At 74.0% G+C, this 17053-nt stretch carries 9 protein-coding genes; 1 reads left to right on the forward strand and 8 read right to left on the reverse strand.

Going from position 1 to position 17053, the window contains the following annotated elements:
- Positions 1 to 156: 156 nt before the first annotated feature.
- From M446_RS32980 to adh, 5 genes are all read right to left on the reverse strand, one after another.
- Complete coding sequence (locus M446_RS32980) at positions 157 to 5100, reverse strand: malto-oligosyltrehalose synthase (RefSeq protein WP_012336428.1); 4944 nt, start codon at positions 5098 to 5100, stop codon at positions 157 to 159.
- Positions 5100 to 6917, reverse strand: a complete 1818-nt coding sequence (gene treZ, locus M446_RS32985; protein WP_012336429.1) for a malto-oligosyltrehalose trehalohydrolase — start codon at positions 6915 to 6917, stop codon at positions 5100 to 5102. Before treZ ends, M446_RS32980 begins: the two co-directional genes overlap by 1 nt.
- A 428-nt stretch (positions 6918 to 7345) precedes the next feature.
- Positions 7346 to 9454 (reverse strand): glycogen debranching protein GlgX, encoded by a 2109-nt coding sequence (gene glgX / locus M446_RS32990; protein WP_012336430.1) that lies wholly within the window; start codon positions 9452 to 9454, stop codon positions 7346 to 7348.
- 64 nt (positions 9455 to 9518) lie between these two features.
- Positions 9519 to 9884: a DUF779 domain-containing protein gene (locus M446_RS32995; RefSeq protein WP_012336431.1), complete on the reverse strand. Its 366-nt coding sequence runs from the start codon at positions 9882 to 9884 to the stop codon at positions 9519 to 9521.
- 187 nt (positions 9885 to 10071) lie between these two features.
- Complete coding sequence (gene adh, locus M446_RS33000; RefSeq protein WP_012336432.1) at positions 10072 to 11592, reverse strand: aldehyde dehydrogenase; 1521 nt, start codon at positions 11590 to 11592, stop codon at positions 10072 to 10074.
- A 263-nt stretch (positions 11593 to 11855) separates the two neighbouring features.
- Here adh and M446_RS33005 point away from each other — a divergent pair, with 263 nt between their 5' ends.
- Entirely contained in the window at positions 11856 to 13748 is a 1893-nt protein-coding gene (locus M446_RS33005) for a sigma-54-dependent Fis family transcriptional regulator (RefSeq protein ID WP_012336433.1), read from the forward strand.
- A 24-nt stretch (positions 13749 to 13772) separates the two neighbouring features.
- On the opposite strand, the gene M446_RS33010 is transcribed toward M446_RS33005, so the two are convergent.
- From M446_RS33010 to M446_RS33020, 3 genes are all read right to left on the reverse strand, one after another.
- A complete protein-coding gene (locus M446_RS33010; RefSeq protein WP_012336434.1) occupies positions 13773 to 15059 on the reverse strand; it encodes a CHASE3 domain-containing protein in 1287 nt (428 codons plus the stop codon).
- Positions 15060 to 15384: 325 nt separating this feature from the next.
- Positions 15385 to 15933, reverse strand: a complete 549-nt coding sequence (locus M446_RS33015; RefSeq protein WP_012336435.1) for an RBBP9/YdeN family alpha/beta hydrolase — start codon at positions 15931 to 15933, stop codon at positions 15385 to 15387.
- A gap of 45 nt (positions 15934 to 15978) precedes the next feature.
- On the reverse strand, positions 15979 to 17046 hold the full coding sequence (locus M446_RS33020; protein ID WP_012336436.1) for a UV damage repair endonuclease: 1068 nt from the start codon (positions 17044 to 17046) through the stop codon (positions 15979 to 15981).
- Positions 17047 to 17053: the final 7 nt, after the last annotated feature.

Raw genomic sequence — 17053 nt, forward strand, 5'->3', positions numbered from 1 at the left:
CCGGGGCGGGATTCGGCGCGGTTCCGCCCTCCCCCGGCCGGGGCAGGGTCCTGGAATCCTGGAATCCCCCGGGATTCTCGAATCCCCTGGGATCCTGGAATCCCCGCCCCGCTCCCGTCCGGGAGGGGGCGCCCGCGTCCGAACCCCGGCCGCGGCTCAACTCGATGCCGTTACCCGCCGCAGGACCGCGACGGGAAGCCTCCGGAAGAGGCGGTCGAGCGGAAGACGCCCGCCCTCCTCCCTCAGTTCCTCTCCGGTGACGAGATCGCGCCAGCGGCTGCCCTCCGGAACCGGGAGCGCGCTGCCGGCGAAGGCCCCGGCCAGGCGCGGCAGGTCGCCCGCCGCCTCGTCCTGCAGCAGGCTCTCCACGTGGCGCGGCAGCGCCACCAGGAGCTCGCCCCCGCCCGCCGCCTCGCCGCGCAGGAAGGCGAAGGCCTGCCCGGCGCGCGGCCCCTCCGCGGCGAGCGGCCGGTAATCGGCCTGCGCGTAGAAGCCCGGCGCCGCGGCGCGGTCGGCGAGGAGGCGCGCCAGCACCGCCTGCTTGATCCGCCCGTCCGGCCAGTGCGCCAGCATCTCCTCGACCGAGCCGCCCTCGGCGAGCGCCCGCGCCCGGGCCGCGTAGTCGACCGGGCGGCGGTTGTCGGGATCGACGAAGGAGAAGTCCCAGAACTCCGTGCCCTGGTAGGTGTCGGGCAGGCCCGGCAGGGTGCATTTCAGCGCCGTGCGGGCGAGCCCGGTCACCATGCCGATGCGGGCGAGCCGGGCCGCGAACGGCCGCAACGCCGTGAGGAAGGCGGAATCCGGGGCGATCAGCGCGTCGAGGAGCCGCGCCACCGCGCCCTCGTAGGCCTCGTCGACGTTGACCCAGCTCGACCAGCGCTTGCTCTCGCGCAGGGCCTTCTCCGCGTAGGTCCCGAGCCGCCCGCGGAACGCCGCCACCGCGCCCGCGTCGGAGACGTCCTCCAGGAGTTCGAGGGGCCACGCCCCCAGGATGGCCTGGAGGAGCATCCACTGGTCGTTGGCGTCCGGCGCCGGCTCGCCCTCGACCTCGCCGAGATGCGGCCCGGCGATCTCCCGCCAGCGCGCCCACTCGGCCCGCCACGCCTCGGGCATCGCCGAGAGGGCGAGCAGCCGGGCGCGGGCATCCTCGCCGCGCTTGGTGTCGTGGGTCGCCGTGGCGATCTGGGCGTTCGGCCAATCGCGGGCGCGGGCGGCCTGGAGGGCGTGGAAATGCTCCGCCGCAAGCCCGTACTCGCCGGGATCCCCGCCCACCTCGTTGAGCGCGAGGAGTTCGACGTAGCGGTAGAACAGCGTGTCCTCCAGGCTCTTGGCCATGACCGGGCCGGTCAGCTGCTGGAAGCGGCGGCGCACGCGGCGCACGATTTCGGGCGAGGGCCGGCCCGGGCCGTCGGTGTCGATGCGCCCCAGCAGCACGCCCTGGGCGAAGTCGTGCACCGAGCGGTCCGGCAGCCGCGAGTGCCGCTTGGCCCGGCGCACCGCCCCCTCGATCAGCCGCACGTCCTCCGGCTCCAGGTCGCCCTCGTCGAGGTCCTGGGGCATGTAGCTGCGATAGACCGGGAACCGCGCCACGATCTCGGTCAGGGCCTGGCGCAGGGCGTTGACCGAGAAGTCGCGGGTGCGCCGGTCGGCGTCGGCCACGCGCTTGAGGTCGGAGGTCAGCACCTCGAGCTCGCTCGCGAAGCTCGTCTCCAGGATCTCGGCCTTCACCTGGCGCAGGAGCAGGCCGTAGGACTCGTCGGTGCCGGTCGCCTCCGCGTAGAGGGCGCGCACCGCCTCCTGCTTCGCGCGGTCGACGAAGAGCCCGTCGATCTGGTTGAGCACGTCGTAGCCGGTAGTACCCGCGACCGGCCATGGCCGCAGGCGCTCGCCGGGCTCCAGGATCTTCTCCACCACGATGTAGAAACCCGGCCCCACGGCGGCCTGGAGGGCGCGCACGTAGCCGGCCGGGTCGGCGAGGCCGTCGATGTGGTCGATGCGCAGGCCGTCGATCCGCCCCTCGCGGATGTGGCGGAACAGCATGGCGTGGGCGCCCTCGAACACCGCCGGGCGCTCGACCCGCAGGCCCGCGAGCGAGTTCACGTCGAAGAAGCGGCGGTAGTTGATGTCGCTCGCCGCGACCCGCCAATGGGCGAGCCGGTAGGATTGCGCCTCCAGGATGCGGTGGAGCGCCCCGAAACTGTCGGGGTGGCCCTTGAAGCCGTTCACCAGGGTCACGGCCCGGTCGATGGCGTGGCGCAGCTCCGGGGCGTGCGCCACCGCCTCGGCGAGGCGCTGCTTGAGGCCGTCGGCCTCGGCCGGGAAGCCCGCGAGGCGCGCCTCCTCGGTCTCCTCGCTCATCCGCCGCAGGCGCTCGGAGATCGACAGCACGGTCGCGGCGGCCTCGTCCCCGGCCTCCGGCAGGGCCGCGAGCGCCCGGTCGAGGATGATCGGGTAGCTGAGCGGGGAGATCGGGAATTTGTGCTCGTAGTGCCAGACCGAGAAGCCGCCCTCGGCCGGGTCGAAGGTGAGCGTGAGGTCGCCCTTCTCCAGCGCCTCGCCGTAGCGGGTGCCGAGGAAGGGCACGACGAGCTTGTTGTGGGCGCCGAGGCGCTCCCAATCGATGTCGAAGGCCTGCGCGGCGGGCGAGAGCGGCCCCCATTCGAGGACCGAGAGCCACCAGGGATTGTCGGCGCCGCCGACCCCCATGTGGTTGGGCACGATGTCGAGCAGGAGCTTCAGGCCGTGCGCCTTCAGGGCGTCGCTGAAGCGGATGAAGGCCTCCTCGCCGCCGAGTTCCGGGTTGATCTCGCGGTGGTCGACGATGTCATAGCCGTGGGTCGAGCCGGGCCGGGCCTTGTGGATCGGCGAGGCGTAGACGTGGCTGATCCCGATCCCGGCGAGGTAGGGCACGATCCCGACCGCGTCGTCGAAGGTGAAGTCCTTGTGGAATTGCAGCCGGTAGGTCGCCCGCGGGGGCTCCGAGGCGAGGCGCGCGGCGCCCGAGCGCGGCCCGCGATCCTCCGAGGCCAGGGAGGCGGCGAGCTTGGCGAGCGGCCCACCCGGGGCCGCAATCGCGTCGAGGTCGCGGTCGAGCTTGCGGCGCCAGTTCGGGTAGCCGTCGGTGATGCCCGGCATGTTGGCCTGGCTCACCTCGCCGAGCACGTCCTCGTACTGCACGGCGGTCAGCACCGAGGGCGCGCGGGCGAGGTAGCGGGCGGCGGCGTCGAAGGGCGGCTGGTCGGGCGGCTCGGCGCCGGGCTGCAGGTTCTCGCCGTGCAGCGCCTCGGAGAGGCGGCGGCGCTCGGTCACCCGCTCGGCCCGCTCGCCCTCCGCCCGCTCGGCGTCGTAGAGCCCGAGCGACTGGCGCAGGTCCGTGTCGACGCCCCGCCACCAGCCCACGAAGGTCGGCAGGTCGTGGGTGGTGATCGCGCAGAGCGCGTCGCGCGGATAGGCGCCCGGGCTCTTGAAGGAGCCGCCCTCCCCGCGCTCGAAGGCCAGGATGCGGTAGCTCAGGATCCCGGCCTGCATCAGCGCGTCGGAGAAGCCCTCCGGCGCGGTGCCGAGATCCTCCGCGATGACGAGGCACTTCGCCCGGTGGCTCTCCAGCCGCAGCACCGCCAGCATCGGCCCGAACGGCATGGCCACGTAGGCGCCGTTCCTCGCCCCGCGGCCGAGCGGGATCAGGTAGAGCCGGGCGAGCTGGAAGGCGTGGTCGATCCGGATCGCCCCGGCATGGCGCATGTTGGCCTGGACGAGGGCCCGGAAGGCCGCGAGGCCGTCGCGCTCCAGCGCCAGGGGGTCGAAGGGCGGCAGGCCCCAATCCTGGCCGCTCGGGGCGAGGAGGTCGGGCGGGGCGCCGATCGACAGGCCGGCGGCGAAGCGCTCGGGATGCGACCACACTTCCGAGCCGCCCCGGTCGGCGCCGACCGCGAGGTCGCGGTAGAGGCCGAGCCGCATGCCGGACGCCTGCGCGGCCGCGGCGGCCTCGGCGAGCTGCCGGTCGGCGAGGAATTGCAGCCAGGCGTAGAAGGCGATGCGCTCCGGGTTCTCCCGCACGAAGGCGCGCACCTCCGGGGTGCCGTTGCGCCGGTAGGGCTCCGGCCACTCGCCGAGCCAGTGGGCGCCCTGGCGGCGGAAATGCTCGGAGAGCGCGTCGAAGCTGGCGTGGGCCTCCAGGCTCTCGCCGCCCGCGGCGCGGAAGGCGAGGAAGTCGGTGTCCCGCCCGGCCCGGGCGCGGGACTCCTGCCAGAGCGCGTCGAGGACCGGCCCCAGCACCTCCCAGACGCCCGCGTGGTCGACGAGGGCCGCGTCGCGCAGGCGCGCGATCTCCGGGCGCCTCTCCTCCAGGAGCGCGGCGGCCCGGCTGCCGGCAAAGCCCGGCACGGCGGCCGGGTCGATATAGAGCGTCTCCAGGAAGAGCCGCGAGGAGGGCGAGTAGGGCGAGACCTTGTGGCGGTCGCTCGGGAACAGGGCGTGGACGGGGCTCAGGCCCAGGAAGGCGGCGCCGCGCGCGCCCGCGTCGCTCGCCGCCCGGGCGGCGTCCGCGTAGGTGCCGATGCCGAGATTGCCCGCCGAGCGCATGCCGTAGAGCTGCACGGCGAGGCCCCAGTCCCGGGCGCCCTCCTCGCCGAGCGCCCGCGGCCGCCAGCAGCGATGCGGCGCGGCGATCACGGTCGCCTCGGCACGCTGCTCGCCGAGGCCGACGGAGAGCCGGTGGTAGCCCGGCGTCAGGGGCGGCAGGTCGAAGCCCGAATCCGCGTCGCCCGCCGCCACGAGGGCGCGGCCGTCGCGGGCGCTCCCGCGCTCGTCGACGAGGCGCCAGGTGAGGCTGCCGCCGCCGCGCGCCCGCACCGGCACCCGGGAGGCCCGGCGCGCCTCGACGGGCAGGAGCGGCGGCACGAGGCCGCGGCGCAGGGCCTCGACCCGTGCGAGGCTCGCGCGCGCCTCCTCCTCGGTCCCGCAGGGCAGGCCCATGGCGGCGAGCACGCCGCAGCGCACCTCCAGCGGCGTCTCGACCCGCTGGCCGAAGGCGTCCGTGTAGCTGGCGGCGACGCCCGCGAGATCGGCGAGCCGCGCGACCACATCCTCGGACACCGCCATCACGCCACCCCTCTCGCGAAGAACCCGGTCCAGGCCGGCAGGACGATCTCGCCGCCCTCGCGGCAGGTTGCAGCGGGCGAGACCCAGATCAAGCGCCCCTCCGGCGTCGGCAGGGCGAACTCCGCACCGAAATTGGCGACGAAGCGCAGCGTGCCGCCCGCGAAGCGCCAGGTGACGTCGACGACGTCCGGCCGCGGCAGCCGCGCCGTGCCGCCTTGCCAGCCCGACCGCGTCAGCGGCACGACCTCCCGCGCGCGCGTCGCCAGCAGCGCCCTGGTGTCGGCCAGCACCTCGCGGTGGGGCGAGCGCTCCCGCTCCGCCCAGTCGATCGTCGAGCGCCGGAAGGTCGCCTCCGCGGTCGGGTCGGGGATCGCCTTGGCCTTCTCCTCGTCGGCGAACGCGGCGAAGTGGCGGAATTCCCGCCGCCGCCCCTCGCGCACCGCCTTGTTCAGCGCCTCGTCGGGCGCGAAATCGACGAAGAACTGGAAGGGCGCGGAGGCCGACCATTCCTCGCCCATCCAGAGCATCGGGATCTGCGGGGCGAGCAGCAGGCCGGCGCGGGCCAGCGCCAGCCGGTCGGGATCGGCGAGGTGGCTCAGGCGCTCGCCCATCGCGCGGTTGCCGACCTGGTCGTGGTTCTGCAGGAAGGTGACGAAGGCCGAGGGCGGCAGGTGACCCGAGGGCTCGCCGCGCGGGTGGTTGTCGAGGGTGCGGAAGGGCTCGCCCTGATAGGCGAAGCCCTCGGCGAGGCTGCGGGCGAGGTGCGCGACCGGCCGGTCGGCGAAGCTGCCGTAATAGCCGGCCGCCTCGCCGGTGAGCAGCACGTGCCAGCCGTGATGGAGGTCGTCCGCCCATTGCGCGGTGTGCAGGGTTGGCCTGCCCCCCTCCCCGCGCTCCAGCCAGCGGGCCTGGTTGGCCTCGTTCTCCAGGATCAGGTGAACCTCGCGGTCGCCCGCGGCCGCGCGGATGCGGGAGGCGAGTTCCGCCAGGAAATGGGTGTGGGAATCGTCGAGGATCGCGTGGACGGCGTCGAAGCGCAGGCCGTCCGCGTGGAATTCCTCGATCCAGTACAGGGCGTTGTGCAGGAAGAAGTCCCGCACCACGCGCCCGCTCTCGCCCCCGTCGAAGTTGATGCCGGCGCCCCAGGGCGTCTGGTGGCGCTCGGTGAAGAAGGTCTTGGCATAGGCGTGGAGATAGTTTCCGGCCGGGCCGAAATGATTGTAGACGACATCGAGGAAGATCATCAGCCCGAGCCCGTGGGCCCGGTCGATCAGGCGCTTGAGGTCGTCGGGGGTGCCGTAGGCGGAATCGGGCGCGAAGGGCAGCACGCCGTCGTAGCCCCAGTTGCGCGAGCCCTTGAAATCGGCGAGCGGCAGGAGCTCGACCGCGGTGACGCCGAGGTCGCGCAGATCCTCGAGCTTGGCCGCCAGCGCCGCGTAGGTGCCCTCCGGGGTCGCGGTGCCGACATGGGCCTCGTAGACCACCGCCTCCTCCCAGGGCCGCCCGCGCCAGCCCTCGTCCGTCCAGGCGAAGGCGCCCGGATCGACGACCTGGCTCAGGCCCGCGACGTCCTCGGGCTGGAAGCGCGAGGCGGGGTCCGGGACGACGAGGTCGCCGTCGATGCGAAAGCCGTAGCGGGCGCCGGCCCTGGCCTCGGGCCGGGTCAGGCGCCGCCAGCCCGCGCCGACCTCCGGCATCGGGTGCTCGGCGCCGTCGAGGACGAGGGCGACCTCGCGCGCGGTCGGCGCCCAGAGCGCGAAGCGCACGCCCTCCGGCTCGACCTGTGCGCCGAAAGGCATGCTGTGCGCGCGCCGCATCGAATTCACCCTTCTCGTGCCGGTCGGAGGCGATTGGCCCTGCGCCGGGCCCCTCGACGAGGCAATCCGCCGAGCTTCCGCCGGTTCCGCCCCGCTGCCGGGCTTCGCGCCCGCAGCCGGGCGGTGGGGCGGCGGCGCCACACCGGGTGCCGGGGGGGCCATCCCCGGCCCGCCGCATGGCCGGTTTCATGGCTCGCTGCGTCGACGGATACGCCCGATCACCGGATCCGTCACCCTCGCGCCATGCCCTCGCGTCGTCCGGCAGGGTCGGCCGGCCGGCGACGAGCGCGTGCCGGGGAGGGACGTGCTCAAACGACATCCGGTTGATTGCGTCGCCATCTCCCGTTTCGGCCATGCGGATGCCGGCTTCGCTCAGGCGCCGCGCAGGCGTGTGATCCGGGATCCGCTGCGATCAAGCGGATCCCGGATCACACCCCCGGGCTGCGCCCCGGCCGCGCCATCGGCCGGCCGAAGACCAGGAGCGCGCGGCCCGGCAGGGTCACGGTCGCGCCCGTCCGCACCGGCTCGTGATGCGCCGGAATCCCGTCCGGAACGGTGGTGTCGAAGAGCGGCGTCCAGGGCCCCCCGATCGCCCGAGCGAGGTGGAAGGCGACCGGGTCCGGCGAGGCGTTCGCCAGCAGGAGCAGCCGCTTGCCGTCCGGCGCGTCGTTGCCGATCTGCATCCCGAAGGAGCGCCGCGCCCCGTCCGCCCAGGCCGCCGCGTCCATCTCCTGCCCGCAGGGCGAGAGCCAGTGCACGTCCTTGAGGCCCGCCGGCGTCACCGTCTCGCCGGTGAGGAACTTGCGGCGGCGCAGGGCCCGGTGCGCGCGCCGCAGCGCCAGCAGGTTCGCCAGGAACCCGGTCAGGGCCGGGTCGCCCCCGTCATCCTCCCAGTCGACCCAGGAGATCGGGTTGTCCTGGCAATAGGCGTTGTTGTTGCCGCCCTGGCTGCGCGAGCGCTCGTCGCCCATCAGCAGCATCGGCACGCCCTGGGCCAGCACGATCGTGGCCAGCATGTTGCGCTTCTGGCGCGCCCGCACGGCCAGGATCGCCGGGTCGTCGCTCGGACCCTCGGCGCCGTAATTGCACGAGACGTTGTGGCCGTGGCCGTCGCGGTTCTCCTCGCCGTTCGCCTCGTTGTGCTTGCGCTCGTAGGCGACAACGTCGGCGAGCGTGTAGCCGTCGTGGGTGGTGATGAAGTTGATGCTCGCCCCCGGACCGCGGCCGGAGGGGGCGAAGATCTCCCGGGAGCCGGTGAGGCCCTGGGTCAGCCGCGGCAGCGTGCCGTCGTCGCCGCGCCAGAAGCCCCGGGCGGCGTCGCGGAACTGGTCGTTCCAGTCGCTCCAGCCGATCGGGAAGCCGCCGAGCTGGTAGCCGCCCATGCCGAGGTCCCAGGGCTCGGCGATCAGCTTCACCCGCGACAGCACCGGATCCTGCAGCATCGCCTGCAGCACCGCGGCGCGAGGGCTGAAATCGTGCGGGCTGCGCGCGAGGCTCGACGCGAGGTCGAAGCGGAACCCGTCCACCCGGTAGGTCTGGACCCAGTGGCGCAGCGAATCGAGCACCATCTGCATCACCCGCGGGTGGGCGACGTCGAGGGTGTTGCCGCAGCCGGTAAAGTCGAGGCAGTCGCGCCGGTCGTCCGGCCGCAGCTTGTAGTAGGCGGCGTTGTCGATGCCCCGGAAGGACAGGCTCGGCCCTTCCCGGTCGGCCTCGCAGGTGTGGTTGTAGACGACGTCGATCAGCACCTCGATCCCGGCGGCGTGGAGCTGGCGGATCGCCGCCTTGAGGCCGGGCGGGCCGGCCGTGCCGAGATAGCGCGGCTCGGGCGCGAAGTAGTTGAGCGGCGAGTAGCCCCAGAAGTTCGACAGGCCGCGATCGACCAGGAAGCGGTCGTCGACGAAGGCCTGGACCGGCAGGAGCTCGATCGCGGTGACGCCCAGGCGCAGGAGGTGCTCGACGACGGCCGGGTGGCCGAGCGCCGCGAAGGTGCCGCGCCAGGGCAGCGGCACGCCCGGATGGGTCTGCGTCAGCGCCTTGACGTGGGCCTCGTAGATCACGCTGTCGACGAGGGGCCGGCGCAGCGGCGGGTCGTCGGCGACCTCGGCCTCGGGCGCCGCGACCACGCCCTTCGGCATCATGGCGGCGCTGTCGCGCCGGTCGATGAGGTCGTCGCGGTGCAGGCCGCGCCGGTAGGCGTAGAGCGCGTCGTGCCAGCGCACCTTGCCGTGGATCTCCCGCGCGTAGGGGTCGAGGGAGAGCTTGTGCGGGTTGAAGCGGTGGCCCTGCCCCGGGTCCCAGGGCCCGTGCACCCGGTATCCGTAGAGCTGGCCCGGCAGCAGGCCGGCGAGGTAGCCGTGCCAGACGTCGTCGGACCGCCGCGGCAGGCGGATCACGTCCGTCTGGTGGCGCCCGGTCGGGTCGAACAGGCAGAGGTCCACGGCCGTGGCATGGGCCGAGAACAGGGCGAAGTTCACCCCGCGCCCGTCGAAATGGGCACCGAGGGGGGCCGGCAGGCCGTCGTCGAGGGCGATCATCCGGCTTTCATCGGCGCGGCGATGGCCTACGGTCAAGCCTCCCGCAGGGATCGCGCGGCGGGCCTCAGCCGTTCAGGGCCCGGCTCTCCGCATCGGTGAACACCCGCGAGCGCACGTGGAAGCGCACGTCCCGGCCGTTCTCCAGCGAGAACATGCCGCCGCGGCCCGGCACCACGTCGATGATGAGCTGCGTGTGCTTCCAGTACTCGAACTGGGCCCGGCCGATGTAGAAGTCGGCCCCGCCGATCCGGCCGAGGTGGACGTCGCCGTCGCCGATCAGGAAGTCGCCGACCTGGTAGCACATCGGCGAGGAGCCGTCGCAGCAGCCGCCGGATTGGTGGAACAGGATCGGGCCGTACTCGGCCCGCAAGGTCTCGATCAGGGCGAGCGCCGCGTCGGTGGCGGTGACGCGCGGGGGGAGATCGGTCATCGGCGCTCCTCCGGGATGCCTGCTTGTGTCCTGCGCCGGGGCGGGTCTCCGGCGTGATCGGCCGGGACCGAGGCCTCCCGGCGCAACCTCGCTGAGATGGGCAACACGCCGGGGCACGAGGGGGTTGCGGGTCCGGGCGGGTCGGGACAGCGCCCACCGGCCCGAAGGCCGGCGGGGGAGCGGGGTCTCAGAAGAAGCCGAGGGCCTTGGGCGAGTAGCTGACCAGGAGGTTCTTGGTCTGCTGGTAGTGGTCGAGCATCATCTTGTGGGTCTCGCGGCCGATGCCCGACTGCTTGTAGCCCCCGAACGCCGCGTGGGCCGGGTAGGCGTGGTAGCAGTTCGTCCACACCCGGCCGGCCTGGATCTCCCGCCCGAAGCGGTAGGCCCGGGTCCCGTCCCGTGTCCACACCCCGGCGCCCAGCCCGTAGAGCGTGTCGTTGGCGATCGCCAGCGCCTCGGCCTCGTCCTTGAACGTCGTCACCGACAGCACCGGCCCGAAGATCTCCTCCTGGAAGATCCGCATCCGGTTGTGGCCCCGGAACACCGTCGGCTTCACGTAGAAGCCCTCGGCGAACTCGCCCGCCAGCACCGCCCGCTCGCCGCCGGTCAGCAGCTGCGCCCCCTCCTGGCGGCCGATGTCGATGTAGGACAGGATCTTGGCCAGCTGCTCGCCCGAGGCCTGGGCGCCGATCATCGTGGCCGGGTCGAGCGGCGAGCCCTGCCGGATCGCCTCCACCCGCGCCACCGCCTTCTCGATGAAGCGCTCGTAGATCGATTCCTGCACCAGCGCCCGGCTCGGGCAGGTGCAGACCTCGCCCTGGTTGAGGGCGAACATCGCGAAGCCCTCCAGCGCCTTGTCCAGGAACGCGTCGTCCCGCGCCATCACGTCCTCAAAGAAGATGTTGGGCGACTTGCCCCCCAGCTCCAGCGTCACCGGGATCAGGTTCTGGCTGGCGTACTGCATGATCAGCCGCCCGGTCGAGGTCTCGCCCGTGAAGGCGATCTTGGCGATGCGCGGCGAGGAGGCCAGCGGCTTGCCCGCCTCCAGGCCGAAGCCGTTGACGATGTTGAGCACGCCGGCCGGCAGCAGGTCGCCGATGATCTCGGCCAGGACCAGGACCGAGGCCGGGGTCTGCTCGGCGGGCTTGAGCACCACGCAGTTGCCGGCCGCCAGGGCCGGGGCGAGCTTCCAGACCGCCATCAGGATGGGGAAGTTCCACGGGATGATCTGGCCGACCACGCCGAGCGGCTCGTGGAAGTGGTAGGCGACGGTGTCGTGGTCGATCTCGGAGAGCGAGCCCTCCTGGGCGCGCACGCAGCCGGCGAAGTAGCGGAAATGGTCGATGGCCAGCGGGATGTCGGCGTGGGTGGTCTCGCGGATCGGCTTGCCGTTGTCCCAGGTCTCGGCCAGCGCCAGCAGGTCGAGGTTGTCCTCCATGCGGTCGGCCATCCTGGTGAGGATGCGGGCGCGCTCGGCGGGGGCGGTGCGGGCCCAGGCGTCCTTGGCGGCGTGGGCGGCGTCGAGGGCGCGCTCGATGTCCTGGGCGTCGGAGCGGGCGACCTCGCAGATCAGCCGCCCGGTGAGCGGCGACGTGTTCTCGAAGTAGCGCCCCGCCGCCGGCGCCACCCACTGCCCGCCGATGAAGTTGTCGTAGCGCGCCGCGAACGGCGAGGCGGTCTGGCCGCGCAGGAATTCCGGCTTGTTCATGGTGTCCTCCCAGGATCGTCGCCCTCGTCGGGTGCGGGGCGAGCCGTCCTGTCCTGAGCAGCCCGCGTGCCAGGCCGCCGCCGCCGCCCCGCCGCCGGATCTTGCGACGCGGTAAGTCCCTGGCAATGCTTCGGTCGACCGGAATTGCGGGCGTCCGACCGAGATCTGCGACGACGCTTCTCGGTGATGGTGCCAGATTTCCCTCGACTGAGGCTGCGACAGCTGCAACAGCTGTCGCAACATGCGACAGAGGGAGGCTGAGCATGGAGAGCCGCGTGGCGACGCCCCGCACGCTCCTCGCCGCGCGCCAGCGCATGGTCGGCAAGGGCGGGCTGGAGGGGGTGCCGGACCCGATCCTGCGCTCCTGGGAGCGTTGCGCGGCGCTCGGCCTCGATTTCGGCACGAGGCCGCGGGTCGAGCCGGTCACCGAGCGGGAATTGCGCGAGGCCTGCGAGCGCAACGAGGCGCTGCGCCGCCGCTGCCGCCCCGAGATCGAGGCGCTCCACGCCGACGCGCAGGCGACCGACAGCCTCGTCATCCTCACCGACGCGGAGGGGCTCGTCCTCGACACGCTCGGCAGCACGACCTTCGCGGGCCGCGCCGCGCAGGTGGCGCTGCGGCCCGGCGTGCCCTGGAACGAGGCCGCCACCGGAACGAACGCGATCGGGACCGCCCTGGTCGAGCGGCGCCCCGTCGAGGTGCGCGGGGCCGAGCACTACTTCGAGCCGCACCGGATCCTCAGCTGCGCCGCGATGCCGATCCTCGGCTCGCGGGGCGAGACGCTGGGCGCCCTCGACCTGTCCGGGCCGGCCGCGGTCCACCACATGCACGCGCTCGGCCTGATCCGCCTCGCGGTGGACGCGATCGAGCACCGGCTGTTCGACGCGGTCGCGTCCGACCGGGCGGTCCTGCGCCTCCACGCGGACCCGGCGCTGCTCGGGACGCCGCGGGAGGGCGTGCTGGTCTTCGACGGGGCGCGGCTCGTCGGCGCCAACCGCGCCGGGCTGGCGCTCCTCGGCCTCGACTGGAGCGCCATCGACCGCGCGGATCTCGACCGGCTCTTCCCCGACCTGCGCGCGCCGGTCCCGGGCCCGCTCCAGCTGCGCGACGGGGCGGGCCGCCTGCTGCACGGGCGGCTCCAGGCGGAGCCGGCCCGCCCGCGCCCGCGACCGGGCCGCGCCCCGGCGGTGCCGGCGGGCCCCGACGCGCCGGTCTTCGACGCGGCCACCGCCGACCTGCTGGCGCGGGCCGTGCGGCTCCTCGACGCCGGCATCGCGGTCGTGGTCGAGGGCGAGACCGGCACCGGCAAGGAGGTCTTCTCCCGCGCGGTCCACGCCGCCTGCGCGCGGGCGCGGGCGCCCTTCGTCGCGGTGAACTGCGCGGCCCTGCCCGAGAGCCTGATCGAGGCGGAGCTGTTCGGCTACGAGCCGGGCGCCTTCACGGGCGCCGCCAAGCACGGCGCCAAGGGCCTGCTGCGGCAGGCGGATGGCGGGCTCCTGTTCCTGGACGAGATTGGCGACATGCCGCTCGCCCTGCAATCGCGCCTGCTGCGGGTGCTCCAGGAGCGCGAGGTGCAGCCGGTCGGCGGCGGCCGCCCGGTCCCGGTCGATTTCGCGCTGATCTGCGCCACCCACCGCGACCTCGGCCAGCTCGTGGCGGAGGGGCGCTTTCGGGCCGACCTGTTCTACCGCATCGCGCCCTACCGGGTGACGCTGGCGCCCCTGCGCGCGCGGGCCGACCGCCGCGAGGTCGTGCAGCGCCTCTGGGAGCACCTCGGCGGCGCGGCTCGGGGGATCGCCCTGGCGCCCGCCTGCGCGGCGCTCCTCGCCGAGGCGGAGTGGCCGGGCAATTTCCGGCAGCTCGTCGGCACGCTGCGCGCCCTCCTGGCCCTCGCCGATCCGGGCGACGTGGTCGGGCCGGAGCGGCTGCCCGACACCCTGCGGGTGCGCCCGCCGGCACTGCCGGCGGCACCGCCGGCTCCGGCGGCGCTCGCGGCTCCCGCCCCCTCCGCCGCGGCCGAGAGCCTCGACGCGATCGCCCGCGACGCGATGCGGGCGGCCCTCGACGCGGCGGGCGGCAACGTCTCGGAGGCCGCGAGGCGGCTCGGGATCAGCCGCAGCACCCTCTACCGGCGCTGCCTGTCGGAGCGGGCCTGAGCGGCCGTCGCGGCCGGCCCCGCCTCAGGCGATGGCGGCGACCGGCGGGGCCGTCCCTTCCGCGGCCGGCGCGTAGTAGGCCATGGCCTCGCGGCGCCCGCGCAGGGGGGCGCGGCTGACCTCCCGCCACGCCCCGCCGCGCGCGCCCGCCGCGCGGCAGGCGGCCTCCGAGGCCAGGATCGCCACCCCGTGCACCTTGGTGGCCTGCTCCAGCCGGGCCGCGACGTTGACGGTGTCGCCGAGCACGGTGAATTCCAGCCGCGCCTGCTGGCCGATGATGCCGCAGAAGACCTCGCCGTAATGCACGCCGATGCCGATCCCGTGCGGGCGCGCCCAGCGCGCGCTCGGGCGGCCGGCCAGCGCCGCGAGGCTGCGCGCGAAGGCGAGCGCCCGGGCGGCGTCGTCCGGCCGCGGCTCGGGCAGGCCGAAGACCAGGAGCGCCCCGTCGCCGATGAACTTGTCGACCACCCCGCCGTGCAGGCGCGCGAGCCGGATGATCCGGCGGCGGAAGGCGGTGAGCAGCACCGAGAGCGCGTGGGGATCGAGCCGCTCGGCCAGGCCCGTGGAGCCGCGCAGGTCGACGAAGACGATCGCGGCGAATTGCCGGCGCCCGGCCCGCAACCCCTCGACGTCGTCCGCCAGGCGGGTGACCAGCTCCTCCGGCAGGAAGCGCGACAGCGAGGCCCGCCGGCCGGCCTCCCGGACGGCCGAGACGGCGAGCACTGCCAGCAGCGTCGCCCCGAGCGCGACCAGCACCCAGATCGTCAGCGCGACCCGCGAGACCTGGGCCCGGCGCGCCTCCATCAGCGCCGCCTCCTGCTGCTCCATCTGCCGCAGCAGGCCCCGGATCTCGTCCATCAGCGGCTTGCTCGGGCCGCCCGCCAGGGCCCGCGCGACGGCGTCCCGCCCGTCGCGCAGGGACAGGTCCACCGTGGCCGCGAGATCGGCGCGCTTGGCGGCGATCAGGCCGCGCAGCCGCTCGGCCCGCGCCCGCTGCTCGGGAGCATCGCGCACCAGGGCCTCGAGCTCCTCGAACTCGTCGGCGATCATCGCCTCGCTCGCCGCGAAGGCGTCCAGGAATCGGGCGTCGCCGGTCAGCAGGAAGCCGCGCTGCTGCGTCTCGGCCTCCTGCACGGCCGAGAGGAGGTGGCCGAGCTGCGCGTCCACCATGACGGTGTGGCGGACCGCCTCGGTACCCTGGTGCTGGTACACGAACGCGCCGAGCGCGATCAGCATCATGCCGATCAGCGCCGCGAAGCCGGCGCTCATCCGGACGGCGCCCGGGCTGCGGAGGAGGCGGAGGCGGCGCACGTCCCGTCGTTTCCTTCCCGAACACCTTCTCGCGGAGTCTTGCCCGAAGCCGTGAAGAACCGGTTCCTCGCGACGCGGCGGCCGGGCGATCCGCGCGAGAGCCGGACGGACCGGATGTCGAACGGGACCGGCCCGGGCCGGTTCCCCTGCCCCGGCGCCGCAGGACGCGGTCATGCGACAGCCGATTGATGGCTTCGCCATCTCCGATTTCGGCCATGCGGATGTCCGCGTCGCTCAGGCGCCGCGCGGGCTTGGCATTTCGGCTTCGCTCAAGCGCCGCGCGGGCTTGGGATCCGGGATCTGCTGCGATCACGCGGATCCCCGATCAGAGCCCGCGCAGGAAGCCCGCGAAGCGCATCAGCCCCTCGGGCCAGGGGCCGTGGCCGCTCTCGCCGTTCAGGTGCCCGGCCTCGCCCGCATCGACGAGCTCGGCGCCCCAGGAGGCCGCGAAATCCTCGGCCCGGTCATAGGCGGTCCAGGGATCGGAGCGGCTCGTGACCAGCAGGGCCGGGAAGGGCAGCGGCTCGCGGGGGATCGGCGCGAAGGCGCGCAGCAGGGCCGGCGCGTCCGGCCGCTCCACGTCCGGCAGCGCGACCAGGAAGCCGCCCCGCACGGCGCCCGGGGGCAGGAAGGGGGCGGCCTGGACCGCCGAAACCACCCCGAGGCTGTGCGCGACGAGCACGACCGGCCGCTCGGCCGCCCGCACCGCGGCGACGACCGCGTCGCGCCACGGCTCGGGCTCCGGGCGGTCCCAGTCCGGCATCCCCACCCGCCGCGCCGTGGAGAGCCGCTCCTCCCACCGGCTCTGCCAATGATCGGGCCCGGAATTGGTGTAGCCCGGGATGACGAGGATGTCGCAATCGGCGCTTCGCATGGTGCCCGAGCGATAGCGCGTGCGGGCGCAGCCGTCGAGGCGGGCTCACTCGGCCGCGAGGGCGAGCGGGCCGCCGACCTGACGGGCGAGGCCGGTCGAGGCGAGGTTCTTCAGCTTCGCCTCGATCTCGAAATCGCTCCAGGCGAGGTGGAGGGCCACGACGTCGTTCAGCGCCCGGTTCCACATCAGGTCGGAATGGGCCGCGAGCGCCCGGCCGCTCAGGCCCGCCGCCAGCAGCGCGGCGAAGTCCGGGAGGGCATCCGGGTCGTGGCCGACCAGCAGGTCCTCGCGCGAGACGCTGACGTGGCTCACCGGCCGCACGCCCCGCCAGGACTCCCGGATCCGGGCGATGCGCGGATCGTCCGGCGCGATGTAGTGGCCGCGGCTGTGGATCCAGTGGTGGTGGAGATCGAGGACCACCGGCACGAGGTCGCCGAGTTCCAGCACGTCGTCGAGCCCGAAGGAATCCTCGTCGTTCTCCACGGTGACGAGGTGGCGCGCCGCCTCGCTCACCCGCGGCAGGGTGGCGCGGAAACCCGCGAGGCCGGGCTCGCGGGCGCCGACATGGATGTTCACGTGGGCCCCGTGCGGGTGCCAGCCGGCGCCGTAGCCCATCATCGCCATGACCTCGGCGTGGTAGTCGAGTTCCGCGATGCCGTTGGCCAGGGCCGCCGGGTTGCGCGAGGCGAGGATGCAGAAGGGCCCCGGATGCATGCTGAGCCGCACGCCGCCCGCCCGCGCCGCCTCGCCGATTCCCGCGAGCCCCGCCTCGATGGACCGGCGGAAATCCGGGTCGGCGTAGAGGTCGCGCACCTCGGGATGGGTGTAGCCGGGCAGGATCGCGCTCGCGAGGCGCAGGAGCCGCTCCAGCGGCGGGCGCGCGGCGACCCAGCCGATCTGGCGCCGCAGGGCCGCGAGGTTGTGGCCCACGACCGCGGCCAGCTTGTCGCGGGCGCCGGCGGGGTCGAGCCGGCGCAGATGCGCGATGGTGACGCTGGTGACGTTCATCGCCAGCGCCGCCTCCTTGGCGGCCTTGAGCGTCGGGTGGGTGCCGGGCGCTTCGTCGGGGATGAACTTGCAGCAGAAGCCGAGGCGGGGGCTGTCGTCCGTCATGGGCCGA

It is taken from the genome of Methylobacterium sp. 4-46, from assembly GCF_000019365.1.
Lineage (GTDB): Bacteria > Pseudomonadota > Alphaproteobacteria > Rhizobiales > Beijerinckiaceae > Methylobacterium.

Excerpts from the sequence above, each read along its gene's own strand:
- M446_RS32980 (WP_012336428.1), bottom strand. The coding sequence starts at position 5,100 with ATGGCGGTGTCCGAGGATGTGGTCGCGCGGCTCGCCGATCTCGCGGGC.
- treZ (WP_012336429.1), bottom strand. The coding sequence starts at position 6,917 with ATGCGGCGCGCGCACAGCATGCCTTTCGGCGCACAGGTCGAGCCGGAG.
- glgX (WP_012336430.1), bottom strand. The coding sequence starts at position 9,454 with ATGATCGCCCTCGACGACGGCCTGCCGGCCCCCCTCGGTGCCCATTTC.
- M446_RS32995 (WP_012336431.1), bottom strand. The coding sequence starts at position 9,884 with ATGACCGATCTCCCCCCGCGCGTCACCGCCACCGACGCGGCGCTCGCC.
- adh (WP_012336432.1), bottom strand. The coding sequence starts at position 11,592 with ATGAACAAGCCGGAATTCCTGCGCGGCCAGACCGCCTCGCCGTTCGCG.
- M446_RS33005 (WP_012336433.1), top strand. The coding sequence starts at position 11,856 with ATGGAGAGCCGCGTGGCGACGCCCCGCACGCTCCTCGCCGCGCGCCAG.
- M446_RS33015 (WP_012336435.1), bottom strand. The coding sequence starts at position 15,933 with ATGCGAAGCGCCGATTGCGACATCCTCGTCATCCCGGGCTACACCAAT.
- M446_RS33020 (WP_012336436.1), bottom strand. The coding sequence starts at position 17,046 with ATGACGGACGACAGCCCCCGCCTCGGCTTCTGCTGCAAGTTCATCCCC.